This is a genomic window from Thermococcus cleftensis, assembly GCF_000265525.1.
In the GTDB taxonomy this organism is placed as follows: domain Archaea; phylum Methanobacteriota_B; class Thermococci; order Thermococcales; family Thermococcaceae; genus Thermococcus; species Thermococcus cleftensis.
In genome coordinates, this window is the sequence record NC_018015.1 from 1,553,260 (window position 1) to 1,578,209 (window position 24,950).

Sequence of the window (24,950 nt, forward strand, 5' to 3'; positions counted from 1 at the left end):
TGATTTATACTGTCCCGAGAACTCACCAATATGAGGCTGAAAACCCTTGCCAAGCTCTACCGGGTTGCTAAGGGTGAAGAAAAGGTCGCGAGGGCCTGGGAGCTCGTGAGGGAGGCAGTGAGATATTCCAGCCGCGAGCCTTACTGGGAGTTCCTCAGGCGGAGCTTCGACGTCCGCGCCGAGGACATCAAAGACGCCCTTCGCTTCCTCGAGGAGGCGGGCGAGGTTCAGATAAAGCGCTCCGTCGATGGGAAGAGGCTGTACGTCTCGACCCTAAAGGATATAAGGGAAAACCCCGTTAGGCTCGACCGATGGCTGAGATCGATCTCGAAAAAACGGCCCGCGAGATGATACGCAACGGCACGTGGGTATTTAAGGACGGGACGTTCTATCAGGCCATCTGGCTGAGCACCGGAAGGGTCGGAATCGTTGCCTACGACGGGGACTTCCACTTTCCCGGGGATTGGGGGAGGAGGGAGCGAAAAGAAGCGAGGGATAGGCTGGCCTTTGTTCTCGGCCTCGATACGGACCTAGATTCATTCTACGCCGAGATAGGCGACTCCCCCTTTGCTTTTCTCATTGACGAGTTCTACGGCCTGACGGTTCCAGCAGCGCCGAGCCCGTACCAGGCCCTGGTTGAAGTGGTGGCCCAGCAGCAGGTCAGCTTCGAGTTCGCCCAGAGGACGATTAGAAACCTCGTCGAACTGGCGGGGGAGCCCGTTGGGGGCATCTACGCCTTTCCGCGCCCCGAGAGAATAGTGTCTCTGAGCGAAGAGGGGCTCAAAAAAGCGAAGCTCGGCTACCGCGCGGGCTACATAAAGGGCCTCACGAAGCTATACCTGAGCGGAAAGTTCGACCTTGAGCTCTGGGACTGGAGCGTTGATGACGCGGTAAAATACCTCACAAAGTTCCGCGGAATAGGGAAGTGGAGCGCCGAGCTTTTCCTCGCCTACGGCCTCAGGAAGAACGTCTATCCTGCGGGTGATTTAGGTCTAAGGAGGGGAATAGCAAAGATTTTCGGGAAGAGCGTTAAAGAGGTTAAGGAAAAGGATGTCCGCGAGGTCATTGAACCCTACGGGAAGTGGAAGGGACTTCTGGCGTTTTACGTTCTCTGCTACGACAGGAAAACCGAGCTGGAGAGGAAGTTTAAAATACAAAACCGCCGAAGTTAGGCCGGTGGTGGGATGCTGGTGGACATGAAAACCCTCACACTCATAATGGAAACCCGAAGGAAGAGGGCCCCTAAGAAAGGCTCCGCCGGAAAGATGCTCGGGATACTCGAGGGAAAACTACCGGAGGGCATGACGAGCGTCGAGCTGATAAGGAAACTCAGGGAGGAGGGGTATGATTAGGGTGTACATCGACACGAACGTCCTCCTGAACGTCTGGTTCAAGGAGGAAGACCCAAAAACCGGGGCCAGGTTGTCCGAGGAATTCCTTGAATGGCTTTGGTCGCGTGAGGAACCATGAGGCTGGAGATAACCCTGCCCAGGGATAAGTTCAAGTGCCTAAAGGGGAGAGACGTTGAGGCGCTCATCGAAGGACACCTCCCACGGGTTGAAGAAACGCTGAAGGCGGAGCGCGAGGAGTTCCTGAGGGAGAAGGTCTCCAAGCTTGAGGAGAAGCTCCGAGAGATGGAGGAGGAGATTGAAGAGCTTAAGGAGTTCTACGAGAAGGCTTTGAGGGACAGGGAGTTCATGACCGCCGAGCGCGACAGGCTGAGGAAGGAGAACGAGGAGCTGAGGAAGGCCGTTGAGGAGAGAAAGCGGGAGCTTAAGAAAGTTCACGGATCGTGAACAAGCCGTTCATGGAGTGTGAACGAAAAGTTCATAAATCATGAACGAGAGCCGGTAACATGCATGAACTGGTATCAACCGAAGAGAGGATCAGGATCCTCGCCTACGCGCTTGAGCGCCATCGGGTGGGGGTCGAAGAAACCGCGAGGGCAACTGGTCTAAGTAAGGGCCTCGTCTCCAAAACCCTGCACCTTCTTGTGAAGTACGGCATGGCCAAGAAATCCGGCAGGGGATTCACTGTACTCAGCGTTCCGAGAACCCGGGAGCTCAAGAGGTTCATCAACTTTATGTGGCTCTCCAAAAAGCTGGAGCCCCTGAAGAGCGGGTGGGTCATTGCCCTCGGGGTGTACGGAAGCTTTGCAACCGGGGAAAATACGCCAGAAAGTGATCTCGACGTCTGGGTCTTCGTCGAGAGGCCGAGCATAGCTAGATCCGCCTCCCTGAAGAGGGAGATAGAAAAGTCCACCGGCAGGGAGGTCAATCTCCTCGTTCTCACGCCCGAGAGGGTTAGAAAGCTCAGGACCAACGACCCGGTTTTCTACTACTCACTCGCCTACGGTTCGATGATAATATGGGGGGAGAACCTTGAGCGGATTCGAGAGATGCCTCGAAAGGAACCTGTTGAGAAGGGTTCCACCGTCCCCGGAGAAGGGCTGGTTGAGCATTAAACGCGCCGGGGACTGGCTCGAAGAGGCGAGGAGAAACCTCACCTACGGCTCGTACCGGACGTCCCTCATGGCATCTTATATGGCCATGTTCCACGCCGCCAGGGCGGTTCTTTTCCGCGACGGCTGGAGGGAGAAGAGCCACTACTGCATCGCCCGTTACCTTGAGGAATTCTACGTTAAACGCGGGAAGCTGGAGGGGACGTGGGTCGAACTCCTGGACAGAATGAGGGAGCTGAGGCACGAGGACCAGTACGACATAGTCTATGAACCCGACGCTGAGGAGGTCGAGGAGGCGATAAAAATAGCGGAGGAGTTCTTATCCCTCATGAAAAAACTCCTGGAGGAAAAAGTATGAGGCTCATCATCAGGCCCGAGAAGGGCTTCGGGAAAATCGAGGTTGAGCTCGATGAGAGCCTGTGGAAGAGTATCGAGGAGCTTGCCGAGCGCTACGGCGTTTCTCCCGAGAGGGTCGTTGAGATAGCTTTAACCGGCGAGTTCCGTGAGCCGAGGGGGAACCTTGAGGAGCTTGAGGAGAGGGTGAAGGAACTTGAGGAGAAAACGTGGGCGCTTGAGAAGGAGTACTCCTCCCTACGCTTCAAGGCCTACGGCCTGAGCGAGGACAACAAGATACTCGCCATCGAGCTTTCAGGTTTAATGGCCGAGAACAGCGGGCTTAAGAGGTTCCTGGGAAAGAAGCCCGAGCGCAACATCGAGCTGAGAAAGCTTATATCCTACTACCTGCAAGGTTGAACCGCGGATGATGACAGCGAATTGCACTGATGTTGATGACGAGGACTGGCCCTGACGCCGTCCCGGGCGGGCCGTGACGATTCCAAGACGGGCTGAGCCGAGGCGATGACGTACCCTATGAGCGCCGAGCCCGTCCGGGGCGTTGAATAAACCGCAAATTCTGGAAAAATTTATAAAGCAAATGCACGTTTCTTTACCTTAACGGCCGGAGGTGTGCACCATGAGAAGGATAGGTGCCCTGGTAATCATCTTGGTTGTGCTGGCGATGTTTTCAGCGGCCCCGGTGTCCTCCGCCGGGACTGACCTCAGCGGCTATACCATCTGCGTCGATGCGGGCCACGGCGGTACCGACCCGGGAGCGGTTGCGAACGGCGTTGAGGAGAAGGACATCAACCTTGCCATAGCACTGAAGGTTGCGAAGCTGCTCGAGGCCGACGGGGCAAGGGTAGTCCTCACGAGGGACGGCGACTACTACGTTTCCCTCTCCGACAGGGTCAGCATAGCCAACTCCGCCGGTTGCGACATCTTCATCAGCATACACGCCAACGCCGCGAGCGACACCTCAGCGAGCGGCTTTGAGGTCTACCACTACTACGGTTCCACCAAAGGTAATCTCCTTGCGACATACGTCGATGAGGAGATTGCCAAGGTTATCCCCCTACAGAACAGGGGCGTTAAAGAGGCCGGCTTCTACGTCCTCAAGTACACCTCCATGCCCGCCATACTCATCGAGACGGGCTTTGTCACGAACACCTACGACGTGAGCATAATAACCGACGAGAGCTACCAGTGGCGCTATGCATACGCGATCCTCTACGGTGTCCAGCGCTACTTCGGTGTTCCCGTGCATGACCCCGTCCCGACTGTCACGGGTATAAGATTCGCCCAGCACGACGGTTACTTCCGCGTCGTCCTCGACCTGAGCCAGCCGGTTGCTTACCACGTCTACTACACCTCGTATTCGAGCGGTTATCACTTGGTCATCCAGCTCGACAACGCCCGGCTTTCAGACCTGGGCTGGCCGGTCTACGGCGACTGGCAGTACACATACACCGGCTCCCCAACGGCTCCCTACATCTACGCCACCGAGAGTAACGGCTACGTCTTCATCGTCCTCGTTCTCAACACGCCGTACCTGCCCTACAACTCCTTCACGCTCAGCAACCCCGACAGAATAGTGGTCGACGTCTACGGCTGACGCCTTCCCCGCTTTTTTCGTCTTTTCCTCGGTATCAGCCTCACCGGGCTGCCGCAGTCGGGACATATTCCGCCGGGCGGTTCCTCTTTAAAGCGCTTTCCGCAGCCGATGCAGACGTAGTTCCAGCGGATCACGCGCTTTATCCCGCCCTTGAGTGTTTTGAACTCTATCCCGAGCGTTTTCGCAATGTTCTGGAGGTTGTAGTCGTCGGTGAAGAGGACTCCTCCCAGCTCGTACGCCAGGGCAAGAACCTCGATATCGGCCTCACTCAGCTCGCCGAGCTCGCCCGTTCTCTTTGCGGCTTCCCTAACGGCCTCAATGCTCCCCCTCGACGGCTGGAGAACCCTGACCTTGCCCGCGCCAATCAGGCCCTCAAGGAAGAGCCTCGACTCGGGGTCCTTGACCTCATCGACGACCCTGGGCGTTGTAACCCCCTCAACGTCAGCCCCCTGAATGAATATCGCGGTGTCTATGACCTGGACCTTCATGGCCTAAACTCGGGGAAACCCTTTTTTAGATTTCCGTCGAAATGACATCGGTGGGAGCATGAAGGTCGATTTGAACTCCGACCTCGGCGAGAGCTTTGGGAGGTACAGGCTCGGCCTCGACGAGGAGGTCATGAACCACATCACGAGCGCGAACGTAGCGACGGGCTGGCACGCCGGAGACCCGGTGGTTATGAGGAAGACGGTAAGGCTCGCGAGGGAGAAAGGCGTTGCCGTTGGGGCACACCCGGGTTATCCGGACCTGCTTGGTTTTGGAAGACGCTACATGAGGCTCACCCCGGAGGAAGCGAGGAACTACATTCTCTACCAGATTGGGGCGCTCTATGCGTTCACAAGGGCTGAAGGGATCGAGCTCCAGCACGTCAAGCCCCACGGGGCACTCTACAACGCCCTCGTCAAGGAGGAAGAGCTCGCGAGGGCCGTCATCGAGGGGATAGCGGACTTCGATAGGAACCTGATATTCGTTACCCTCTCCGGTTCAAGGCCGGCGGAGATGGCGGAGGAGATGGGGGTTAAGGTCGCCCACGAGGTCTTCGCCGATCGCGCGTACAACCCTGACGGCACTCTAGTTTCCCGGTTGAGGCCGGGAGCGGTCATACACGACAAGGAAGAGATAGCCGAGCGCGTCATCTCAATGGTCAAGGACGGTGGCGTTAGGGCGATAAACGGGGAGTGGGTTGAGCTGAAAGCTGATACCATCTGCGTCCACGGCGACAACCCGGAGGCGGTGGAGATAGCGAGCCATATCAGGAAGGTTCTCGAGGAGGAAGGAGTGAGAATAGTGCCAATGAAAGAGGTTGTCCGGTGAGAGCATGAAGGTCAAACCCCTCGGCGATTCGGCCCTTCTGATTTCCTTTGGGGAAGTCATAAACGAGGGAATAAACGACCGCGTTCACGCCCTCGCGAGGGCGATAGAGAAAGCGGGTTTTGAGTGGCTCGTGGAGGTAGTTCCGGCCTACTCCTCCCTTGCGGTGATCTACGACCCGACCTTGATAGACTTCGAGGGCGTCAAGCGGGCCGTTGAAGGCGTTGAGGCCTCGGCTGAGAGCTTTGAGGGAGAGCTCGTGGAGATTCCGGTCGTTTACGGCGGTGAGTACGGCCCGGACCTGGAGTTCGTGGCGAAGCACAGCGGCCTGAGCGTCGATGACGTCATAGAGATCCACTCCAAACCGGTTTACCGCGTCTACTTCCTCGGCTTTCTGCCGGGTTTCGCCTACCTCGGTGGAATGGACGAGAGGATAGCCGCGCCACGCCTCGAAAGACCGCGCTTAAAGGTTCCCGCCGGAAGCGTTGGGATAGCGGGAAAGCAGACCGGGATTTACCCCCTCGAAAGCCCCGGCGGCTGGCGGTTGATTGGAAGGACACCCCTCAGGCTCTTCAGCCCGGAGAGAAAACCGCCGACGCTCCTCCAGCCGGGGGACAGGGTCAAGTTCGTACCGATTGATGAGGAAGAGTTTTTGAGGCTCTATCAGGAGGAATGGGGCAATGATTGAGCTCCTCCGCGTTCCCTCCCTTCTAACCGTTCAGGACGCCGGGAGGAAAGGTTACAGAAAGCTCGGCGTTCCTGTATCTGGCTACATGGACGACTTCTCCGCCAGGATAGCCAACTACCTTGTTGGAAACCCCGGGGATGAGCCGCTCCTCGAGTTCCTCCTCGGCGGGCCGACGCTGAGGTTCAACGCCTCGGCGGTCTTTGCGGTTGCGGGAGACGTTGACTTAAGGCTCAACGGAGTCCCAATCGAACCCTGGACTAGTTACTGGGCGAAGAGGGGCGACGTCCTTGAAGTTGGAACCCTCAACAATGGCCTCTACGGCTACATAGCATTCGCCGGGGGCGTGAAATGCGAGAAGCTCCTCGGGAGCTGCTCGACCTACGCGAGGGCAGGCCTCGGAAGGCCCTTGAAAGCAGGCGATAGGCTGAACCTCGGCCACGCGATCCTGACGGGGAAAGAGGGTAGGTACCTGCCCGAGGAACTGAGGCCTGACTACTCGGCTGAGGAGATAGCAGTTGGCGTCATTCCCGGTCCCGACCTGGATCACTTCACGGAGGAAGGAATTAGGACTTTCCTCAGCGAGACCTACACCGTAACGCCCGAGTCCGATAGAATGGGCTACCGCCTCGACGGAAAGGAGATAGAGCACTCGGGAAAGGGTGCGGGGATAGTGACGGGCCCCCTAGTCCCGGGCACGGTGCAGGCTCCCGCCAGCGGGAGGCCCATCGTCATGATGAGGGACGCGCAGACGACGGGTGGCTACGCGAGGATCGGCGTCGTTATCAGCGCCCACCTGTCCATGCTGGCCCAGCTGAGGCCCGGCTTCAGAGTCAGGTTCAGGGAGGTAAACGTTGAGGGGGCCAGAGAAGAGCTGTTGAGGCGGGAGAGAACGCTGAGGGCGATAAGGCTCTTCCTCGAGCGAAATATGAGGGCATACCGGGTTAGGATTGCGGGAGAAGAAATCGTAACGTTCGCAAAAGTGGAAAAAGAAGGTTAATCCTTCTTGCGCATTACCTTGACTACCTTGTAGGTCTTTCCGTCGCACTCGACTTCTCCGGTTACCTCGATTATTTTCACGTGGTCGCCCTCGAAGAGGCCCTCGGGCCTGAAGAGTTCGGCCTTCTCGGGATCGTTGCAGTTCTCGAACCTGAGCCTTATCACCGAGCCCGCCACAGCGAGCCTGGGCTCTATCGCCACCTCTATGCTCGGCTCGACGACTTCGACGACCCTTACTTTCCCCTCGTGGAGCGGACATGAGTGGGAGGGCATACTCCTTACCCTTAGTATCTTGTAACGCCTTCCTTGCTCCAGGTTTCCGACGCAGACCCCGGCCAGTTTGCAGGTTCTGCACGGCTCTGCAGGCCCGTAGAATATGAACTCAACCCCTGGTCTTGCCAGCTTTTCCCCAACTAACGTGATTATCGCCATTCCAAACACCTCCATGAGTGATGATAGTCAGATGACTCCCGTGATTTTAGCGGCCTTTTCAGCCGCTTCTCGCGTGAGGCCGTCCTTCCCGAGGATCGTGTAGCGCTCGGGCCTTATTGTGTGGGCTATGGTGAGTGCCTCAATGATCAGCTCGGGATCGATTCCCAGCTCGTATGCGTTAGTTGGCGCCCCCACCCTCTTTAAGGTTTCCCTAATCCTCTCCCACTTGAGGCCGTGGAGGTAGGCCATTATTATCGTCCCAACGCCCACCTGCTCGCCGTGGAGGGCTGGCTTTGGCGCTATTGCGTCAAGTGCGTGGCTGAAGAGATGCTCCGCCCCGCTGGCAGGTCTCGAAGAGCCCGCTATGCTCATCGCAACGCCGCAGGAGATGAGGCCCTTCACCACCTTCCTCACGCTCTCCTCGTTGCCCAACCTTATTATGTCCGCGTTCTTCATAACCATCTTGGCGCTCATCAGGCTGAGCGAGGCGGCGTACTCGCTGTAATACTCGCCCTTTATCCTGTGTGCCAGCTGCCAGTCCTTCACCGCCGTCAGGTTGCTTATCATGTCGCCCACGCCCGCCGCGAGGTAGCGGTAGGGGGCGGTCTTGATCACCTGGACGTCCGCTATGACAGCCACCGGCGGCACTGCTTTGACCGAGGTTTTGGTTCCGAGGTCTCTGATGGAGGCGTTGGCGCTAGCTATGCCGTCGTGGGAGGCCGTTGTCGGAAAGCTGATGAAGGGAACTCCCGCCTTGAAGGAGGCGAGCTTGGCGACGTCTATTATGCTCCCGCCGCCGACCGCTATGAGCCAGTCAAAGCTCCCGCTTCTGATTTTATTGAGGGCTCGGGTCACCTCCTCCATCGTGGCGCCCTTGACGGTGAGACCCTCCACCTCGTACTCCGCCGAGAGGTTCTCCTCGACCTCCCTTCCCGCTATCTTTTTCGTGTGTTTTCCATAGAGCACGAGCGCTTTTCTCCCCAAACCGAGCCTCTTTGCAACGTTCACGACCTCCCCCTTGAGGTTCTCGCCGAGCAAAACCTCTCGCGGGAGCTGCATCAGGTGCACTTTTCTCACCACCCTTAACCTTAAGGTGGGAAAAGCTTTAAGGCTATCGGAACAACCGTCTATGGTGGTCGAATGGGGCTTTACGAGTTTTTTTACGAGTACTTTGTGCTTCCCATCAAGGAGAATCAAGGCTACAATCCCGTGAACACTATTGCCTACGCGATAATCCTTGGCATAGCAGTACTCCTGCTGTACAGAATGCTCAAGCGAATGGAAATAAAGGTTGACGACCGCTTCTTCAGGGCCCTCATTCCGTACATAATCCTCGGCCCGCTGATGAGGAGCATGACGGACGTGGGAATACTGCCAAGGACCTATTTAACCGTCAGCCCCGGCGGCTACTTCGTCATAGCGGCCTTTGCTATAGCTTCCCTCTTTGCGGTCTGGAAGCACTGCCCCGGCGAGAGGCTCTATCCCCTCTACCGGGACTTCGGCTGGATACTCGTTGGTGGGCTGCTGTTCGTGCTCGTGATAAACCTCGACAACGTGAGCTTCAACCCCGCGGTGTTCAGGTACTTTATCCCCGCGTTACTGGTTTCCGAGGCCTTCATATGGCTTCTCTCAAGGAAGTTCGCCCTCGTCAGTGATAACTCGATCCTCTTCTACACGCACTTCTACGATGCCACGACCACTTTCGTTGGAATCCAGTTCCTCGGCTTCTGGGAGCAGCACGTCCTCGCGAGGTGGCTCATAGACGCCTTTGGGACCGCGGCGGTGATGTACCTCGAGAAGTTCCTTATCCTCCTCCCCGTAGTCTGGATACTCGACCGGGAGATGAAGGAAGAGGATCCCGATTTAATAAACTTTGTGAAGCTCACGATATTCATACTCGGCTTTGGGCCGGGAACGAGAAACCTGCTGATAATGCTTATGGGTGGTTGATATGGAGATTCCATGGAACGAGATTGCCCTCGAAACCGCGAGGGAGGTTGAGAAGGAAGTGATGCCCCTCTTCGGCACCCCCAGGGCGGGGGAGACCATAGGAGAAAACGTCAGCGGAGACGTTACGAAGTACGTTGACAGGGTCGCCGAGGATGTCGTCCTTGCCAGGCTCCAGCCTCTTGGGGTCAACATCGTCAGCGAGGAGATAGGCTTCATAGACAACGGGAGTGACTACACGGTCATCGTTGACCCGATAGACGGTTCCTACAACTTCGCCGCGGGGATACCAATATTCGCCTTTAGCTTCGCTGTGTTCAGGAAGAACAGGCCCGTTTACGGCGCGATATACGAGTTCGTTACGAGAACTTTCTACGAGGCCCTTCCGGGAGGGGGTGCCTACATGAACGGAAGGCCGGTAAGGGTCAGAAAACCCGAGCGAGGGAAGGAGGCGCTGAGCTTCTACACGCGCGGCAGGTGTCTGGGATTAATAAGGAGGGTCAAACGGGTTCGCGTCCTGGGCGCGATAGCCGTGGAGCTGACGTACCTCGCCAAGGGTGCCCTCGACGGCGTCCTGGACATAAGGAACTACGTGAGGACGACGGACATAGCGGCGGGGGTGCTCATAGCCAGGGAAGCCGGAGCCATAGTTGCGGACGAGAGGGGGAAGGAGCTGGAGCTGAGGCTCGACGCCACGACCAAGACGAACGTCATAGCCGTTAACGACCGCTACCTGCTTGATATAATCCTGGAGGAGCTGGAAAATGAGCCTTGAAGGCCTTACCCACCGCTACGGAAAGGCAACCTTCACACTCTTCCTGATAAACGTGGCCGTTTACATAGTCGAAGCAATCCTCAGCGGGAACCCATTCAGCATAAGCATCGACGTCCTGGCGAGGCTCGGCCAGTGGAACTACGCGGTGCTCAGCTACGGCTGGTGGTGGCAGCTCGTCACGGCGATGTTCGTGCACGTGGGAATACTCCACATAGGCTTCAACATGTACTTCCTCCTTATGATGGGCAGGCAGCTTGAGGGAATCATCGGACCGAAGAGGCTCGTCATGGTCTATCTCGTCTCGGGTCTGGCCGGCAACCTGCTGACGCTCTTCCTGCTTCCGGCCAACTCGGTGAGCGCAGGCGCGAGCGGGGCCCTCTTCGGCATAGTTGGAACGCTGATAATCATAACCGGCGTCGTTGGTGGCAACATGCAGGGGGCATTGATAAACGCCTTCGTCCTCTTCCTGATAAACAGCATCATGCCGAGCGTCAACGTCTACGCCCACCTGGGGGGGCTTCTCGTAGGAATGGCGATAGGTTACTACTACGGAAAACGGATAAAGCGCCACCTGATGGTGCAGATGTATGGCTACTGGTAGCCTTTTCTATGTTTTTGATTCCCGCTGGGAGGGGTTCTGAAACCATACTTGAAACTTGAATCCAAGGAGAAAATTCGTTATTGACGTTCGATGGAGCCGTTTTTAGAGTGAAGCACTCCCCAAGGGCAACTCGAGAATAAACCCGCGTTAAACGGAGACTCTTAGATAAGGCACCTGATCTTTCGCCAGCGCTGAAACTTTTGGAAAGGCTTCACCAAAAGCACGTAGCCCCTCTTTAAAAAGGTTCCAATGCGAGGATTTTTACCCCCAGTGCTCGTTTCTAAGAGAGAACACGTTGAGAATAAGCCTCAAAACGGGGTTACTCTCTCCTTGACGCCCTTCGGGCGTCGATTTAAAAGCAAACCCACACCCAAGAAATAAGTCAAAAAGTTCTCAACTCAAACGGCCGATTGGTAGGAAAATCACTTTAAAATTCGGCTTTCCAAAAAGAGCCACGAGCTTTGGTGGAACTTTTGTCTGTCAAAAGTTTCTGTGGTGCCGGGGCGGGGCTTTGAACCCCGGACCTCTCGGTTTCTCAGGCTCCCCCGAGGGGGAGCGGCCCTATGAGCCGAGCGCTCTGACCAGGCTAAGCTACCCCGGCACTGCCCGAGCGCCCGACCTATACCTCCCGCAGGGTCTTTTTAAATCTTTCGCCCCCTGACCAGAACCTCCTTAGGTAGAGCCTCATTCTGGCCAGATCGACGGGCCTCATCGTCTCGACGATCCAGTCGGGCAGGTCCTTTCTTATTCCCCTCCAGAGGACGCGGTAGTCGAGTATTATTATGCTCCCCTTCTCCTCTGCCGAGCGATGCACCCTCCCCGCGGCCTGGACGAGCTTCCGGTGGGCAGGCAAGTAATACCCGTAGTAGCGCCCCTTATCGGGGAACTTCCGCTCGAAGTACCTTACCTGGGCCTGAACCCTAGGGGTCGGCCTCGCGTAGGGAATTCCAACGAGTATGACCCCATTCATCTCATCACCACTGTAGTCCTGCCCCTCGCTGTTCCTGCCGCCCATGACGCCGAGCAGAACCGCGCCGTTGCCCTTGGCGTGGGCCTTAAAGCTCGCCACCATCGCGTCGTTCTCCGCCGAGCTGGCTCCCTGCTTTTCGATGAACACGGCTTTTCCGGTTTCCTCAAGCCTGACTTGGAGGTTGGCCGAGAGCAGGCCCTGGAGGACCTCGTAAGATGCCGCGAAAACGCCGACGTTCCTGGGGATAAGCTTTGCCGCTTCGACTATGTAGTCCACCATCTTCCTGTAAACCTGAATGGAGCGCTCCTCACCGCGCGTTGAGACGTCTTTAGCCACCAAGACCTGAGCGTTCTCCCGCTTTACCATTCTCGGGAACTTCTTCAACCTTGCCCTCTCGATGCCCATCACGTCGCGGAAAGCTTCGAGCGGGGTGAGCGTTCCGGACATGAATATCGCGCTCTGAACTTCCCTCAGGAATCCCAGCGCCTTGGAGGGGTCCAGGGCCACAAGCTCGAGGCTCAGCCCCCGTTCCCTGCTGAGGAGGAAGAGGTAATCTTCCCTACCTATGAGCGAGAGCCACAGGAGGAGGAACTCTCCAACGCGGCCGATGTAGCTCCTTGGGGGCTTGCCCTTCTCTATCCTGTCCTCCCTTATCGCGTCGCCAACGGCCACCATGTCGTTGAGGGTCTTGACGAGCCACCTCGTGTCCAGGCCTAGCACATCTACGACGTGAGAGAAGACCAGCTCGGGCTGAACTGGTGTCTCCTGGACGTCCCTGCTCGCGAGCTTCTCCTGGAAGAGAATCTCAAGTCCCCTGCCAAAGATGCTGAGGAAGTTGGCTATCTCGTGCTCGTTGTACTCGTCGGCCTCCTTTATTGCCCTGTTCACGGTGTTGATGCTTATCCTGTCGCTAAGGGCGGAGATGGCCTGATCCGGTAGGTTGTGGGCCTCGTCGAAGACCACTATGAGGTCAGAGTAATCGACGTCGAGCGAGCTTATGAAGTTCTCCCTTATCGAAGGACTGAGAAGGTAGAGGTAGCTGGCCACTATCACGTCGGCCTTCTCCGCCATTCTCTTGGTCAGATCGTAGGGGCACAGCTCGAGAGTTTCCGCGTAGCTCAGGATCTCCACTGGGTGGCTCGGCTCGTCGAGGAAGAAGTTCACCAGCTCGTCGAACTCGGCCTTTTTCTTCTTCTCGTTCTCGTAGAACTCGCACTTCCCGAGCTTTTTGAGGTTCTTGCAGACGACCATGGCCGTGTAGGCGTCGCTCGTGAACTGGGTGAGGTAGGTGTGGAGGCACAACTCCTTCCTGCTCCTCAGCTCAACGCCGGAAACCTTGGCCTTCCGGTTTATGACCTTCAGCTCCTCTATAACTCTATCCATCTGCCTGTGGGTTCTCGCGAGGTAGAGAACCTTGTATCCCATCTCCTTCGCTTGGGGCAGTATTCCCGCCAGAACGCTTACTGTCTTTCCGAAGCCCGTGGGGGCTTCGATTATGGCGTTCTCTCCGTTCCTGACGGTTTCAGCTACCAGCTCAATGAACTCGCGCTGGTTGGGCCTCAGGCTCTCGTAGGGAAAGTATTCGAACTGCTCGCTGGTATCACTCATGAGAAAGAGTTTTAACGGGCCGCTTTTAACTTTTCCCCAGGTGAAGGGTAATGGAAGAGAGAACTAGAAGACTCATCGAGTACACGGTCGAGGCGCTCCTGGTAGCCTGGCTGAGCTATCTATTCTTCTACCAGAACTACCTGCTCTATCGCTGGCACCGCGGCTTGCCGCTCCCCTCCAAGTGGCCGTTCTTCCTCGCGGGCGTTCTCGTCGGGGCCCTGCTCTTCTGGTACGAGTGGAACAAGTTCCAGATGGAGGAGAAGAGTGTCGCCCCCGTGGAATCAGAAGAGCACGGGAGTGGGACAAGTGCTCCAGCAGAAGAAAGCGATTTCAGTCCCTGACCTTCATGACGTACTCTCCCCTCGCGTCTATTCCCGCGAAGTCCCGCCCATCGACTTCCAGAATGCTCCTGCCGACCTCTATTATGGAGCTTCCTGAGCTGGACTCGTATTCCACCTTCTCGACTATCCCGTCCTTCACCTTCACCGTGAACCTCTCGCTCCCGTTCTCCCCGGTGAGCGTGAAGCTTTTCATTCCCGTGTTTAGACGGACGTACCTTACCACGTGGGCAAGAAGGGACGGCTCGAAGTTCCTGATTATAAAGTCCCTGGGTGATCCGAAGGCCCTCGCCGCTATGATGCCGTGGCTCTCGGCCATCTTCGCCAAACTGAGCCCCGCCCCTTCGGCGAGGTAGGCCAGCTTCTTGCCCAGCATTCTCTCCCCTGGAACGTCGGCGGAAGCTCTGGCCACAAGTTTTCCTTCAAGGGCGGCGAAGGAGAGTATGAGGAGCCCCCTGCTTCCCTTCATAACGTAGGTGACGTGGGGCTCGTTAAAGGTGAACTCGAGGACGCCCTCGAACTCGAACTTGAACAGAAACTTCCTGACCGAGAGTCTGGCTATGACTTTCTCGCCCATTCTAACGACCTTGGCCTCGTACGGAAACGTTGGAAACACTCCCTCCGGCCTCGAGGCCACTCCCACGAGCGCCTCCCACCCGGCCGAGAAGGGCACCTCTGCCGTCCTTGACTCCATGGGGCACACCCTTGTGCACTCGTCCCCGGAATGTACTCAAGCAGGTTTTTAAATTTGGCGATGGAAAACGATGAAAAACGGAGAAGGGCTCAGAGCTTCAGCCCCGGGATCTCCTCGAGGACCTTGACGGTCAGCTTGACGGCGGCATCGACGTCCCTCTCGTCCACGACCTCGGTGTTGGAGTGTATGTAGCGCGCCGGAATGCTTATTCCGCCGCTCGGGACGCCGGCCTTGTTGAGGTGTATCGCTCCTGCATCTGTTCCTCCGCCGGTGAGAATGTCCCACTGGTAGGGTATCTCGTGCTTCTTGGCAAGCTCTTCCATCCACCTCACTATCGTCGGGTGGCAGATTACCGAGCGGTCCATTATCTTGATCGCGACGCCCTTCCCGAGCTGGGTTATCTGCTTGTGCTCCGGCGTTCCGGGAACGTCGGCCGCTATGGTTACGTCGAGGGCGAAGCCGTAGTCGGGGTCGATGCCGAAGGCCGAAACCTTAGCTCCGCGAAGCCCTACCTCCTCCTGAACCGTTGCCACGAAGTAGACATCGGCATCGGTCTCGCTTAACTGTCTCGCGGCCTCAACGAGGGTGTAGACCGCTATCCTGTCGTCGTGGGCGATGCTGACTAGGCGGTGCTTGCCGAGCCTCTCAAGCCTTCCGTCCCAGGTGATGACTGTGCCTATCTTGACGCCCATCTCCTCTGCCTCTTCCTTGCTCTCGGCACCGATGTCAATGAAGACCTGCTCCCAGGTCGGGGCCTTGTTCCTCTGCTCCGGCTTCTGAATGTGGGGCGGAACGCTTCCACCGACGCCGTAGACGAACTCGTTCGGCCCAACCCAGACCTTGAAGCGCTGGGCTATCAGCGTCCTAGGGTCCACCCCTCCAACCGGTGCAACGCGGAGGAAGCCGTTCTTCTCGATGTGGGTAACCATGAGGCCAATCTGGTCCATATGCCCGGCGAGCATGACCTTTGGACCCTTGCCCTCCTTGTGGGCTATGACGTTGCCCAGCTTGTCAACCTTAATCTCATCAACGTAGGGCTTGAAGGCCTCGATGACGACGTCCCTGACGCCAAGAAACTCGTAGCCGGAAACGCCCGGCGCCTCTACAATCCTCTTGAGCAGTTCAAAGTCCACCATCGGCACCACCGTTTAGACAGTCATCATAATGGGCTTTTAAGGGTTTAGGTGAGCAAAAGTTCCTCAATGGTCATGCAGTCGTCGCACTTCCGCCGGAAGCCCTTGGCGATTGGTTATCCCGTCATTCCTGTCGTAAACCTCATTATCCTCCAACTGGTAGATTGCCCAGTTCTGGATAAAGGGTGACGGCCAAGATTTATATTTCCCGCACCCATAGAACACCCCCATGAGGGAGGTCCTGCTGAAACTGAACGTCGTTCCCTGCGTCTTCCTCGAGAGGCTCAACCGCTTCGTGGCGCTGGTTGAGGTCAATGGAGAAATCAGAAAAGCCCTCGTAACCAACACCGGTCGTCTGGAGGAGTTCATGGTTCCCGGAAGGAGGGCTTTCTGCCTCCCGAAGAGCGGGGGCAAGACCGATTTCGTCCTGCTCGCTTTCGAGGACCTGGACGGAAAGGGAGCGGTGATAGACACGAGGACTCAGGCGAAGGCCTTCGAGAGGGCCGTTGAGCTCAACCTTATCCCCTGGCTGAGGGACTGCTCAATAAAAAGGAGGGAAGTCCGCGTTGGCAACTCGCGCCTCGACTACCTCTTTGACTGCCCTGAGGGGGAGGTATACGCCGAGATGAAGAGTGCCGTTCTCAGGGGCGGTGAGAGGGGCGAGTACGCGATGTACCCCGACTGCCCAAGCGTCAGGGGCCAGAAGCACGTCAGGGAGCTGATGGAGCTTTCAAGGGCGGGGAAAAAGGCGATGATTTTCTTCGTCGGAGCGATGCCCGGTGTAGAAAAGTTCAGGCCCTACGAGGGGGGCGACCCTGAGATAGCGAGGCTTTTGAAGAAAGCCAGCAAAGCGGGCGTTGAAATCCGGGCGCTCAGCATCTCCCTCCTGCCCGATGGGCGGGTCGTTCTTGAGAGGCCGAGCCTTGAGATCGACCTCTAAACCGCCGTTCTAGGCGTCTTGTACCACACCTTCTTGGCCTTTCTCGCCTCCCACAGACCGGCGAGGGAGATTAATATCCACATCTGAGAGTATGTGTAGTACATGAGCGGTGCGAGGAGCCAGCAGCCGATGCTCCTTATCTTTCCGTCGTAGAGACCAGCGAAAATCTCCAGCAGGAACGAAAGGTACACAAAGCTCAGGATAAGTCCCGTGAACCACGTAACGTTTCCTGAAGCCATCATTAGTGCCACGAAGGCCACGTCCGCAACTATGACGGCTATCGCCAGGAGGTAGTACACCATCAGCGTGAGGAGCAGGTCAAAGCGCAGGCCCCAGCCCTTTATCTCGCGGAACCTCTTTACGTGCTCCCTCACGGTGTAGACGTTTCCGGCCGCCCAGCGGGTCCGTTGCCTGAACCACACGCGCCAGCTCTCCGGCTCCTGCTCCCAGGTGACCGCGAGTGGGTTGTAGGCTATCCTCTTTCCCAGGGCTATTACCCTGAAGGAAAGCTCCAGGTCCTCCGCGAGGGCATTCTCGTCCCAGCCGCCCAGCTCTTCGAGCAGGTCCCTCCTTATTACGAAGTTCGTCCCAGGAAGTATGGCGGTTTTGTACAGCTTGCTCTTTCCGCTCTGGCCGGCCAGCTGGAAGTAGAGGTACTCCATGCATATGAAGCGCGTGAGTACGTTCCGGTTCCAGTTTATTGTTCGGACTTTTCCGGTTACTGCAGGCGTCTCGTCGCTCAGCATAGCCACCAGGCCCTTGAGCGCCCCCGGCTCCGGCCTGTTGTCGGCGTCATAGACCGCTATGACTTCTCCCCTCGCCAGTTTAAGGCCGTAGTTCAGAACGTAGCTCTTCCCCCTTCCGCCGCCCTCAACGCGGATCACCCTGATGAATGGGTGCTCCCTCGCCACCTCCTCCGCTATCCTCACAGTCTCGTCCGTGGAACCGTCGTCGAGCAGGAGGACCTCCAGTTTGTCCCTGGGATAGTCGAGGTTTGCCATCGCCAGGAGCGTGTCCCTTATCACCACGCCCTCGTTTCTCGCTGGAATGAGAACCGTAACAGATGGGAGATCCTTTGGAACGTCTGGGGGGTTGAACTTCGAATTGTACCTGAGACCCTCGAGTGTCAGAACGATGTAGTAAGTGAAGATGGGGTATATCACGATGACAGTGAGTACCCACACGATCTCCAGGATTCCAAGCAACGGCTCCACTAGCCACCCAGAGACCTGCACCGTTCTCCCCTAATAGTATTTGGGAGTTTGATCTTATAAGCCTCCCGATGGGAACCGTTTTAAGGTCGAGATGGTGAGAGTTTACGGTGATGGGTATGGCGATAGTCGATGTTAGAATCCTCGTGGAAGGTGCGAGCGACGTTGAGGTCGTAAGCAAGGCCCTCCAGGGGCTGGCCCTGGGGAGCGAGTACAACATCACGATCTCCGCGATAATCCCAACGACTAACGTGGAGATAGCAAAGAGCGCGGCCGCCGGAGCCGATTTGCTCATCATAGCAACCGACGCGGATAGGGTTGGAAGGGACCTCGCCGAGAGGCTCTACGGCGAGCTGAGCGAGATGGTTGGCCATGTCGAGAGAATGAAGCTTCCCCTCGGCCACGATCTGGAGCACGTTGATGTGGAGCTTGTGAAGAAGGAGCTCAAGAACACACTCGTCAGGGCGGGACTGAAGAGTCTTCAGGTACTCCCCGAGTACATGGCCCTCAGGAACCAGCTTCTTGACCTCAAGGGGCGCTATGATGGACTTGCCGAGGAGTACAGGAGGCTCAAGGAGGAGCACGAGAATCTGATTCAGACCAACGAGGAGCTGAGGGCCGAGAACGAGAGGCTCAGGGAGGAGAACGAGAGTCTTAAGGCCCTCCTGGAGAACAGCAGAAACGTCTACCGTATCGACGAGGCCTGGAAGTCCCTCTTCCCGGCCGAGCCGGTTCCAGACGAGGCATACATTGGAAGGGCCGTCGAGAAGCTCGGTCTGGCCGGCAAGGTCATAGTCGGCCAGGGGTACATCTTCGCCGAGGACAGAAACCTGGTGGACGAGCTCCTTAGGACGGTCTACCTTAGCCTCAGCATAGCGGAAGAGCCGGAGCCTCCAAGACCTGAACAGCCGACGTCGGAGGTTGAGGAGGATCTGGAAGTCATTGAAAGTACTGAGGTCAAGCCCGAAGATCTGGAGAATCTCCTGAAGGGCCAGTAAAATGGAAGCCCAGGAAATCATAGAGGAGTTCGAGACCTACCTGGACCTCGAGGGCAAGAGCCCTAACACGATTAGAATGTACTCCTATTACGTGCGGCGCTATCTCGAGTGGGGCGGGAGGCTAAACGCCCGCTCCGCCCTCCGTTTTCTGGCCAGGCTCAGGAGGGAGGGGTACTCTAGCAGGAGCCTAAACCTCGTCGTCCAGGCCCTCCGGTCCTACTTCCGCTTTGAGGGTTACGAAGAGGAGGCCGAGAAGCTCAAGCCGCCGAAGGTGCCGAAGAGTCTGCCGAAGGCCCTAACGCGTGAGGAGGTCAAGAGACTCCTCTCGGTGATTCCGCCGACGAGGAGACGTGACAGGCTTATCGTTCTCCTCCTCTACGGTGCCGGGCTGAGGGTAAGCGAGCTCTGCAACCTCAAAAAGGGCGATATCGACCTCGACAGGGGTCTCATAGTCGTCCGCGGCGGGAAGGGCGCTAAGGACAGGGTCGTCCCGATTCCCGAGTTCCTGGTCGGAGAGATAAGGGCATACATTGAAACCCGGGAAGACGACAGCGAGTACCTCCTGGTCGAGGAGAGGAGGAGGGAAAAGGACAGGCTCTCCCCCAAGACCGTCTGGTACCTTCTTAAGAAGTACGGGGCGAGGGCCGGGATTGAGGTAACCCCCCACAAGCTTCGCCACAGCTTCGCCACCCACATGCTCGAGCGGGGTGTGGACATAAGGGCCATTCAAGAGTTACTCGGCCACTCCAACCTCTCGACAACCCAGATTTACACCAAGGTCACCGTGGAACACCTCAGGAGGGCCCAGGAGAAGGCTGGCCTCATGGAGGGATTGGTTGAGTAGAAACGGTACACCATACCGTATTTGGTACGCTACACCGCACCAATCTCAACTGGAGAAACGGAGAAAAAACCTCAGAGCGCCTCCTTCTTCTTCAGCAGCGCTAGATAGCTCGTGAATGCCCCTGCGGAGATGGTATCGCCCAGACCGACCGTTGAGACCGGGTTCTTGACGAGCCTCGTGGGGATTATGACGACCTTGTACTCCCTCGTGCGGAGCCTCCTCTTCGCCTCCTCGAAGCGCAGTTTGACGTACTCCCCGCGCTCGTTGTACGGCACTTCAGTGCCCACCTTGAAGTCCTCGGGCGAGCGGATTTCCCCAAGGGAGGCCCTAGCGGCTGCTAGAGTGGTGGCGAGCTCAAGACTGTTCCTGAGTTCCTCCTCGCTCAGCGGGTTGTCCGCGTGGGTGATGTACATCAGGTAGTAGATCGTGTGTATTTGCAGAACCTCAAGGTTCATCTCGTCGATGAGTATCTTCCCCCCGAGGACGGTGTCCTCGATGCGGTTGTAGGTGAATATCCGATCGGCGAGCTTGGAGTAGCCGAGGGCGTTGAGGACGTGGGCTATCTCGGCCTCGTCCATGCCAACGCTGTCAACCAGGGGGAAGAGGTTGTAGATGACCTTCTTCCTGAGCTCGCGGTTCTGTATCGAGGCAAACTCCAGGTGAACCTTGACGTCCTTCTCCCGCTTGAGCAGGAGTATGTCCCTCTTCGCCTCCCTGAGGTAGTGGTTGGCGTCCTTGCCGTCCGAATAGCGGAGCTTTATGCCCTGGTAACCTGAAAGGATCGCCCCGTCAACCTGGAGGCCTATCTCCGGCAGGAACGGCTTCAGCTCGGGCTCGGTGTATATCCTTATGCTCTCGAACCTCGCCGAGACTATGAACCTGCCAGAGAAGGGAACCGTTATCGTCTCCTCTCCGAGTCTGAACCTCGTCCCGGCGCGGAATTCAAAAATGCGGTTCACCTTGATAGGGTCGTTCTCGCGGTAGGCCTCGCGTGGGTGCCTGAAGGTCAGCCTCCCGTCCTCAACCACCGGATAGAGAAGGTTCGGCCCCTCCACGAACATCTCGGCCTGCTTCCTCGCGAGGTGGGGGGTGTAGACTATCACCCTCCTGAAATCTAGGCTGGCCAGGAGGTTCGCTATTATCCCCGCCTGGCCGCCCATTCTCTCGACGTCGTACTTGAAGTGGGAATCAAACCAGGAATGGAGCTCCTCGTTCACGAGCGGGACCGCCATCGGCTTACCAGTCTTCAGCGCGTGCACCAGCCTCGCCACGAAGTCGAGGGGCTCGTTTATCTCCCTCGGGTACTCCTCCATTCTCCTTCTCACGTTCTCGGCCCCGAGCTCGTCTATCAGCCCCTGCACCGTCTCTCCCGTCAGGTAGGTTATCGCGTCCACGTTCGTGTTGTAGGCGGTGTAGATTGAAAGCTTCCTCGCCTCCTCCAGGAGCCCCATATGTATCACCCTCAGTGACTAACACCCAAGAAATGAGCGGGGAGTCTTAAAAGGGTTTCGGAGGGCAAGGGCAGAAAAATGTTGAGGGATCAGAACTCCGTGAAGAGCCGTCCGAGGTAGGGAATCTTCTCCATCACGTCCATCTGCCTCAGTGCGAGCCACAGCGAGGCCTGGTTGCTGGTAACGACCGGGACTCCTAGGTCCTCCTCCAGCGTTTCGATTATCTCGAAGGTCCTGAGGTTGGTGCAGCTTATGAAAACCGCGTCCGCCTCGTCGAGGAAGCTCGCCTTTGCCAGGCGGTATGCCTCGTAGGGCTCGAGCTTCCCTATAGCCTGGTTGTCCTCCAGGCCGAGCCCCCTTATGTCTAGGACCTCGAAGTCGTTGGCCTCGAGGAACTCCCTCTCCCTCTGGTTTATCTCGTCGGTGTAGGGCGTGACGACCAGAACCGACTGGGCGTCCAGTATCTTCAGCGCCTCCACGACGGCGGTGCTCGTGCTCACGACCGGGACGTTCACCTCTTCCTCTATTTGCGCCTCCAGTTCTTTCTCGTAGTCCTTTCCGCCTATGAACGAACCGCTCGTGCAACCGTAGAGGATCAGCTCAACCCCCGCATCGCGGAGGAGCTTGGCGCTCTCGACCGCCAGGGCGTTCATCTTTATAAGCTCCTCTTCGGTGACGTTCCTGAGAGGAACCCTCGCGGTGTGGAGCGAAACGCCCTCGGGAAGGACTGAATGAAGTTCCATCTCCATGGTCGTGTTAGATGACGGGACGATAAGGCCAAGTCTTCCTCTCCAGCCGTACATGCAAACTTTCACCTTTCCCCTTTACTCGGCCGTTCTCTTAAACCTTTGGTTCCGGAAAGGTTGATTAAGGTCCTCGGGAATCCTAAGTGGGTGGTAGCGTGGAGCTGAAGGAGGCGATAAGGCTAAGAACATCGGTGAGGTACTTCGAGGATATGGACGTTCCCGAGGAGCACGTGAAGGCCCTAATAGAGGCTGCCATAAGGGCGCCAACGGCCAGCGGCCTGGAGAACTGGCTCTTCGTGGTCTTCCGGAGCGAAGGGGCGAGGGAAAGGCTCTACTCCCTGATAGCTGAGGGAATGGAAGCCTACTACAGGGCGGTGAAGCTTTCCGAGGAGAAGATAGAGAAGCTCAGGCGGAGAATGTACGAGGAGGGAATGTACAGGGCGCCGGTTTACATCGCGGTGTTCATCGACAGGGGGACCCGCTTCCTTCCCGGGAAGGAGTTCGACGAGCTCGAGTTCATATGGAGCGTTGAGAGCGCCGCGATGGCCATTCAGAACCTCATGCTCAAGGCCGTTGAGCTGGGCCTCGGGACTGTCTACATCGGGGTAACAAACTTCCGGGGGATAGAGGAGAAGGTTAGAGAGCTCGCAGGCCTCGACGAGAACCACTACCTCGTTGGCCTCGTTCCTGTGGGCTATCCAAGGGGTGAGGTGCGACCCAGGAAGAGGAGGAAAAAGCTGGGGGACGTCGTTAAGTTTGTCTGAGTTACCTTTTTATTACCCTGCCACCACTGACCTTTGGTGGGAAGATGATAGAGTTCGTTATCCTGCTCGGTGTCATCGGCGGCTGGATAATAGTCGCCTCCACGCTCTTCATGATGCTTGCTCTGGGTCAGACTTGGGGCCTGGTTGGAGTGGCCCTGCTCGTAGGATTCATACTAATTAACCACTCCCTCAAGAGAAAGTACATGCGAACCATAGTGGACGCAACGCCCCGAGCAAAGGCCATAGCGGCCCACATATTCGAGATGAACGAGCTTATTCTCCTCTCCTCCTATCTGGTTTCCCTGATCCTTTACGAGGGAATCCAGAAGTACGTGGAGATAATAATCAAGTTCCCGCATGCTCTGGGGTGATTCCATGAACGTGATCATAGTCCGCTACGGCGAGATTGGAACCAAGTCAAGGCAGACGAGGAGATGGTTCGAGAACATACTCATGAACAACATACGCGAAGCTTTAGTCAGTGAGGGGGTAGAGTTCAAGAAGGTTGAGGCCAAGCACGGGCGCGTTCTCGTGAGGACGAACAAAGCCAAAGAAGCCGTCGAGGTTCTCACGCGCGTCTTCGGCATAGTTTCGCTCTCGCCGGCGATGGAGGTCGATGCGAACCTCGATAAGATCAACAGAACAGCTTTAAAGCTCTTCAGGAGGAAGAAGCGCGAGCTGGGCCTTGAGAGGCCCCGCTTTAGGGTCACCGCCAGGAGAATAACCAAGGAGTTCCCGCTCAAGAGCCCCGAGATACAGGCCAAGGTCGGCGAGTACATTCTTGAAAACGAGGAGAGCGAGGTTAATCTGCACGACTACGACATCGAGGTCGGCGTCGAGCTGATGGAGGGAAAAGCCTACGTCTTCGTGGACAAGGTTAAAGCCTGGGGAGGACTGCCGATAGGGACGCAGGGCAAAGTGGTGGCTCTGCTTAGCGGCGGTATAGACTCGCCGGTTGCGGCATTTCTCATGATGAAACGCGGCGTCGAGGTTATTCCGGTTCACATCTACATGGGCGAGAAGACCCTTGAGAAGGTCCGGAGGATATGGAATCAGCTCAAGAAGTACCACTATGGAGGAAAGGGTGAGCTGATAGTTGTGAAGCCCAAGGAGCGCGAGAGAATCATCGAGAAGCTCCGCGAGCTTGGAAAGGAGAAGTACACCTGCGTCTTCTGCAAGTTCATGATGGTTAGGCACGCCGATAAAATAGCGAAGGACTTCGGAGCTAAAGGCATCGTCATGGGCGACTCCCTCGGGCAGGTGGCTTCGCAGACCCTCGAGAACATGTACATTGTCAGCCAGGCGAGCGATTTGCCGATTTACCGCCCGCTCGTTGGCCTTGACAAGGAGGAGATAGTGAGCATAGCCAAGAGAATCGGCACCTTCGAGCTCTCAACCCTGCCTGAGGACGAGATACCCTTCATTCCAAAGCACCCGATAATCCGCGGTTCGTGGGAGGAGTTCAGGAAGATTTACAGAGCCATCTTTGGTGAAGACCCGGGGAAGGGGGAGTGCTGAGGGGGTTGTGATGGAGGCTGAGCGGGTCGCTTCTTATATAGCCCTTTCGCTTCCCGTTCTCTTCCTCGTGGGCTTAGCGGTGAACGTCCACGCCAACCCCTGGTTCTCCTTCACGGACAACGCGCTGAGCGACATGGGTTCCCTTAAAAACCCGAACCGCTGGCTCTTCAACGGCTTCCTCATGCTCTTCGCAACGGTTGCGATGATACCGTCGGTTGTTGCCTTCAGGAACGGTCTCTCTTACCTCATGCCCCTCGCGATGGTCTTTCTCTTCCTCGTCGGCGTCTTCCCGGAGGAGCTACCCTACCACTCCCCTTCGGCTGTCCTCTTCTACGTCCTGGCCTTAGCTGACATAGCGATAATAGGGATAAAGCTCGGGCAGAAGAACCCCATCAACTACGTCTGGAGCGTTTTAGCCGTTCTCGTCTTCTTCACCATGCTCTACCTGATTAAGGCGAGAGTCTTCAAGGGGCTGGCGATTCCGGAGCTCATAGGGGCGTTCTTTATCCTGTCGTGGTTCGTTTACCTCGGTTTCCTCCTCAAAGGTTTGAAACCCTGAGTTGAGGAAAGCCT

32 protein-coding genes and 1 tRNA gene are annotated in these 24,950 nt (G+C 57.0%); 23 read left to right on the forward strand and 10 right to left on the reverse strand.

The genetic code is table 11. From position 1 onward, the window contains the following. Positions 1–30: 30 nt before the first annotated feature. From CL1_RS08445 to CL1_RS08475, 9 genes are all read left to right on the forward strand, one after another. On the forward strand, positions 31–351 hold the full coding sequence (locus tag CL1_RS08445; protein WP_014789460.1) for a hypothetical protein: 321 nt from the start codon (positions 31–33) through the stop codon (positions 349–351). Beyond that, positions 312–1,172 carry a DNA-3-methyladenine glycosylase family protein gene (locus CL1_RS08450; protein WP_014789461.1) on the forward strand — a complete coding sequence of 287 codons (861 nt, stop codon included), beginning with the start codon at positions 312–314 and terminating at the stop codon, positions 1,170–1,172. The genes CL1_RS08445 and CL1_RS08450 overlap by 40 nt, the downstream gene beginning before the upstream one ends. Before the next feature lie 18 nt (positions 1,173–1,190). Next, positions 1,191–1,352 carry a hypothetical protein gene (locus tag CL1_RS10775; protein WP_187287184.1) on the forward strand — a complete coding sequence of 54 codons (162 nt, stop codon included), beginning with the start codon at positions 1,191–1,193 and terminating at the stop codon, positions 1,350–1,352. Continuing rightward, a complete protein-coding gene (locus CL1_RS10900) occupies positions 1,345–1,470 on the forward strand; it encodes a hypothetical protein (RefSeq protein ID WP_257719859.1) in 126 nt (41 codons plus the stop codon). The genes CL1_RS10775 and CL1_RS10900 overlap by 8 nt, the downstream gene beginning before the upstream one ends. Further along, entirely contained in the window at positions 1,467–1,796 is a 330-nt protein-coding gene (locus CL1_RS08455; protein ID WP_014789463.1) for a hypothetical protein, read from the forward strand. The genes CL1_RS10900 and CL1_RS08455 overlap by 4 nt, the downstream gene beginning before the upstream one ends. A gap of 59 nt (positions 1,797–1,855) precedes the next feature. After that, complete coding sequence (locus CL1_RS08460; protein ID WP_014789464.1) at positions 1,856–2,464, forward strand: nucleotidyltransferase domain-containing protein; 609 nt, start codon at positions 1,856–1,858, stop codon at positions 2,462–2,464. Further along, positions 2,454–2,819 (forward strand): HEPN domain-containing protein, encoded by a 366-nt coding sequence (locus CL1_RS08465; protein WP_014789465.1) that lies wholly within the window; start codon positions 2,454–2,456, stop codon positions 2,817–2,819. Before CL1_RS08460 ends, CL1_RS08465 begins: the two co-directional genes overlap by 11 nt. Then, positions 2,816–3,214 carry a hypothetical protein gene (locus tag CL1_RS08470; RefSeq protein ID WP_014789466.1) on the forward strand — a complete coding sequence of 133 codons (399 nt, stop codon included), beginning with the start codon at positions 2,816–2,818 and terminating at the stop codon, positions 3,212–3,214. Before CL1_RS08465 ends, CL1_RS08470 begins: the two co-directional genes overlap by 4 nt. A gap of 220 nt (positions 3,215–3,434) precedes the next feature. Further along, positions 3,435–4,412: an N-acetylmuramoyl-L-alanine amidase gene (locus CL1_RS08475; RefSeq protein WP_014789467.1), complete on the forward strand. Its 978-nt coding sequence runs from the start codon at positions 3,435–3,437 to the stop codon at positions 4,410–4,412. On the opposite strand, the gene CL1_RS08480 is transcribed toward CL1_RS08475, so the two are convergent. Next, a complete protein-coding gene (locus CL1_RS08480) occupies positions 4,403–4,900 on the reverse strand; it encodes a type II toxin-antitoxin system VapC family toxin (protein WP_014789468.1) in 498 nt (165 codons plus the stop codon). The two genes, CL1_RS08475 and CL1_RS08480, sit on opposite strands and share 10 nt — an antisense overlap. A gap of 58 nt (positions 4,901–4,958) precedes the next feature. Here CL1_RS08480 and CL1_RS08485 point away from each other — a divergent pair, with 58 nt between their 5' ends. From CL1_RS08485 to CL1_RS08495, 3 genes are read left to right on the forward strand one after another with little or no spacing between them, the layout of a single operon-like run. Next, positions 4,959–5,726, forward strand: coding sequence for a LamB/YcsF family protein (locus CL1_RS08485; RefSeq protein WP_014789469.1), 768 nt, complete (start codon positions 4,959–4,961; stop codon positions 5,724–5,726). Positions 5,727–5,730: 4 nt separating this feature from the next. Then, positions 5,731–6,411, forward strand: a complete 681-nt coding sequence (gene pxpB / locus CL1_RS08490) for a 5-oxoprolinase subunit PxpB (protein ID WP_014789470.1) — start codon at positions 5,731–5,733, stop codon at positions 6,409–6,411. Beyond that, complete coding sequence (locus tag CL1_RS08495; RefSeq protein WP_014789471.1) at positions 6,404–7,408, forward strand: 5-oxoprolinase subunit C family protein; 1,005 nt, start codon at positions 6,404–6,406, stop codon at positions 7,406–7,408. The genes pxpB and CL1_RS08495 overlap by 8 nt, the downstream gene beginning before the upstream one ends. Here the strand turns inward: CL1_RS08495 and CL1_RS08500 are convergent. Together CL1_RS08500 and CL1_RS08505 are read right to left on the reverse strand one after the other, a co-directional pair. Further along, positions 7,405–7,839, reverse strand: a complete 435-nt coding sequence (locus CL1_RS08500; RefSeq protein ID WP_014789472.1) for a UPF0179 family protein — start codon at positions 7,837–7,839, stop codon at positions 7,405–7,407. The two genes, CL1_RS08495 and CL1_RS08500, sit on opposite strands and share 4 nt — an antisense overlap. A 27-nt stretch (positions 7,840–7,866) precedes the next feature. Beyond that, positions 7,867–8,907 carry an NAD(P)-dependent glycerol-1-phosphate dehydrogenase gene (locus CL1_RS08505; RefSeq protein WP_048152192.1) on the reverse strand — a complete coding sequence of 347 codons (1,041 nt, stop codon included), beginning with the start codon at positions 8,905–8,907 and terminating at the stop codon, positions 7,867–7,869. A gap of 72 nt (positions 8,908–8,979) precedes the next feature. Between CL1_RS08505 and CL1_RS08510 the strand changes: the two genes are divergently transcribed. Genes CL1_RS08510 through CL1_RS08520 form a run of 3 tightly spaced genes read left to right on the forward strand, consistent with a single transcriptional unit; the run spans position 8,980 to position 11,162 of the window. Further along, on the forward strand, positions 8,980–9,789 hold the full coding sequence (locus CL1_RS08510) for a DUF63 family protein (RefSeq protein ID WP_014789474.1): 810 nt from the start codon (positions 8,980–8,982) through the stop codon (positions 9,787–9,789). Position 9,790: 1 nt separating this feature from the next. Beyond that, complete coding sequence (locus tag CL1_RS08515; RefSeq protein WP_014789475.1) at positions 9,791–10,561, forward strand: bifunctional fructose-bisphosphatase/inositol-phosphate phosphatase; 771 nt, start codon at positions 9,791–9,793, stop codon at positions 10,559–10,561. Beyond that, the gene (locus tag CL1_RS08520; RefSeq protein ID WP_014789476.1) at positions 10,551–11,162 is read left to right on the forward strand and encodes a rhomboid family intramembrane serine protease; all 612 of its coding nucleotides are present in this window, start codon (positions 10,551–10,553) and stop codon (positions 11,160–11,162) included. Before CL1_RS08515 ends, CL1_RS08520 begins: the two co-directional genes overlap by 11 nt. Before the next feature lie 493 nt (positions 11,163–11,655). Here CL1_RS08520 and CL1_RS08525 read toward each other — a convergent pair. Together CL1_RS08525 and CL1_RS08530 are read right to left on the reverse strand one after the other, a co-directional pair. Further along, positions 11,656–11,763, reverse strand: a tRNA-Met gene (locus tag CL1_RS08525). An 18-nt stretch (positions 11,764–11,781) separates the two neighbouring features. Next, a complete protein-coding gene (locus CL1_RS08530; protein ID WP_014789477.1) occupies positions 11,782–13,740 on the reverse strand; it encodes a helicase C-terminal domain-containing protein in 1,959 nt (652 codons plus the stop codon). Positions 13,741–13,790: 50 nt separating this feature from the next. Here CL1_RS08530 and CL1_RS08535 point away from each other — a divergent pair, with 50 nt between their 5' ends. After that, positions 13,791–14,081 (forward strand): membrane protein, encoded by a 291-nt coding sequence (locus CL1_RS08535; protein WP_014789478.1) that lies wholly within the window; start codon positions 13,791–13,793, stop codon positions 14,079–14,081. Here CL1_RS08535 and CL1_RS08540 read toward each other — a convergent pair. Next, a complete protein-coding gene (locus tag CL1_RS08540) occupies positions 14,071–14,772 on the reverse strand; it encodes a hypothetical protein (RefSeq protein WP_014789479.1) in 702 nt (233 codons plus the stop codon). The genes CL1_RS08535 and CL1_RS08540 overlap by 11 nt on opposite strands. 89 nt (positions 14,773–14,861) lie before the next feature. Beyond that, positions 14,862–15,908 carry a M42 family metallopeptidase gene (locus CL1_RS08545; RefSeq protein ID WP_014789480.1) on the reverse strand — a complete coding sequence of 349 codons (1,047 nt, stop codon included), beginning with the start codon at positions 15,906–15,908 and terminating at the stop codon, positions 14,862–14,864. 226 nt (positions 15,909–16,134) lie between these two features. On the opposite strand from CL1_RS08545, the gene sfsA reads away from it, so the two are divergent. After that, positions 16,135–16,845, forward strand: coding sequence for a DNA/RNA nuclease SfsA (sfsA, locus tag CL1_RS08550; RefSeq protein WP_014789481.1), 711 nt, complete (start codon positions 16,135–16,137; stop codon positions 16,843–16,845). On the opposite strand, the gene CL1_RS08555 is transcribed toward sfsA, so the two are convergent. Continuing rightward, positions 16,842–18,080 (reverse strand): glycosyltransferase, encoded by a 1,239-nt coding sequence (locus tag CL1_RS08555; protein WP_014789482.1) that lies wholly within the window; start codon positions 18,078–18,080, stop codon positions 16,842–16,844. The two genes, sfsA and CL1_RS08555, sit on opposite strands and share 4 nt — an antisense overlap. Positions 18,081–18,175: 95 nt before the next feature. Between CL1_RS08555 and CL1_RS08560 the strand changes: the two genes are divergently transcribed. Then, a complete protein-coding gene (locus tag CL1_RS08560) occupies positions 18,176–19,054 on the forward strand; it encodes a toprim domain-containing protein (protein ID WP_014789483.1) in 879 nt (292 codons plus the stop codon). A gap of 1 nt (position 19,055) precedes the next feature. Continuing rightward, on the forward strand, positions 19,056–19,898 hold the full coding sequence (gene xerA, locus CL1_RS08565) for a site-specific tyrosine recombinase/integron integrase (protein WP_014789484.1): 843 nt from the start codon (positions 19,056–19,058) through the stop codon (positions 19,896–19,898). Positions 19,899–19,969: 71 nt separating this feature from the next. Here xerA and pfkC read toward each other — a convergent pair whose 3' ends face one another. Together pfkC and CL1_RS08575 are read right to left on the reverse strand one after the other, a co-directional pair. Then, positions 19,970–21,349: an ADP-specific phosphofructokinase gene (pfkC, locus tag CL1_RS08570; protein ID WP_014789485.1), complete on the reverse strand. Its 1,380-nt coding sequence runs from the start codon at positions 21,347–21,349 to the stop codon at positions 19,970–19,972. An 89-nt stretch (positions 21,350–21,438) separates the two neighbouring features. Further along, positions 21,439–22,152, reverse strand: coding sequence for a maleate cis-trans isomerase family protein (locus CL1_RS08575; protein ID WP_014789486.1), 714 nt, complete (start codon positions 22,150–22,152; stop codon positions 21,439–21,441). 98 nt (positions 22,153–22,250) lie between these two features. Here CL1_RS08575 and CL1_RS08580 point away from each other — a divergent pair, with 98 nt between their 5' ends. The 4 genes from CL1_RS08580 to CL1_RS08595 are packed head-to-tail and all read left to right on the forward strand — an operon-like array spanning position 22,251 to position 24,936. Continuing rightward, positions 22,251–22,859 carry a nitroreductase family protein gene (locus CL1_RS08580; protein ID WP_014789487.1) on the forward strand — a complete coding sequence of 203 codons (609 nt, stop codon included), beginning with the start codon at positions 22,251–22,253 and terminating at the stop codon, positions 22,857–22,859. A 44-nt stretch (positions 22,860–22,903) separates the two neighbouring features. After that, positions 22,904–23,230: a hypothetical protein gene (locus CL1_RS08585; protein WP_014789488.1), complete on the forward strand. Its 327-nt coding sequence runs from the start codon at positions 22,904–22,906 to the stop codon at positions 23,228–23,230. Positions 23,231–23,234: 4 nt separating this feature from the next. Continuing rightward, positions 23,235–24,377, forward strand: a complete 1,143-nt coding sequence (gene thiI, locus CL1_RS08590) for a tRNA uracil 4-sulfurtransferase ThiI (RefSeq protein WP_014789489.1) — start codon at positions 23,235–23,237, stop codon at positions 24,375–24,377. A gap of 10 nt (positions 24,378–24,387) precedes the next feature. Next, the gene (locus tag CL1_RS08595) at positions 24,388–24,936 is read left to right on the forward strand and encodes a DUF998 domain-containing protein (protein WP_014789490.1); all 549 of its coding nucleotides are present in this window, start codon (positions 24,388–24,390) and stop codon (positions 24,934–24,936) included. Positions 24,937–24,950 lie beyond the last annotated feature (14 nt).